We start from the raw sequence: 642 nt of genomic DNA, 5'->3' as shown, positions 1-642 counted from the left end.
AACATACGCACTCACTGAGGGTTGCCACGTTCGACGAGAGGTGTGCCGTGTGTCAACTCTCGTTGAGCCGGGGCCTGGCGGATCAGGCGGCCATGCCGAAGCCGGCCGCAGCCGAGCCCGTCTCGCGCAGCGGGGTGAAGCCCACGTCAGCTTCGGGTCGTACGCCTCCGGCTGGATGCCGAGCTCGTGGCTGCTGTACTCGCCGAACCGGTTGATGCGCCCAATCAGGTAGGGCGAGATGTGCGCAAGGTCCTCCGGCTCGGTCGTCCAGCCCTCCTCCAGTAGCTGGCGGACGATCTCTACGATGTCCAGGGCGTTGTGGAAGATCACCGCGCTGGTGAGCAGCGCGTTGAACTTCATCGCCTTCTCCTGCTCGACGGGGTCGTTGTCAGCGATGACGCAGCGGGCGCCGAAGCCGACCCACTGGGAGAAGCGGTTGAACGACTCGACCTCGTTCGTCGCCGCGGTCACCCGCCGCCGCAGCGGCGCGTCGGTGAGGTAGCGCAGCATCTGCACGGTGCGGTCGGGCGCTCCGGGCTTGTCGGCGCAGGATGCGCGCCAGCGCTGCGCCGGGCGGTGGCCTGGAGGCGACGGTCGGAATCTCGGGGGTGGGCTGAGCGAAGGCGAGCCGGAGGCCTTCAG

Annotated in this window: 1 protein-coding gene; it reads right to left on the bottom strand. The window is 68.4% G+C overall.

Translation table 11 applies throughout. The annotated features are described in order from the left end of the window. Positions 1-516: Tn3 family transposase (locus KUM32_RS42320; RefSeq protein ID WP_308408858.1), on the bottom strand; the 516-nt coding region annotated here is incomplete at its 3' end. Between the last annotated feature and the right edge of the window lie 126 nt (positions 517-642).

It is taken from the genome of Streptomyces sp. AC627_RSS907 (assembly GCF_019049165.1).
Note: the sequence above shows the minus strand (reverse complement) of the source record. Positions and strands in the feature narration are given on the sequence as shown.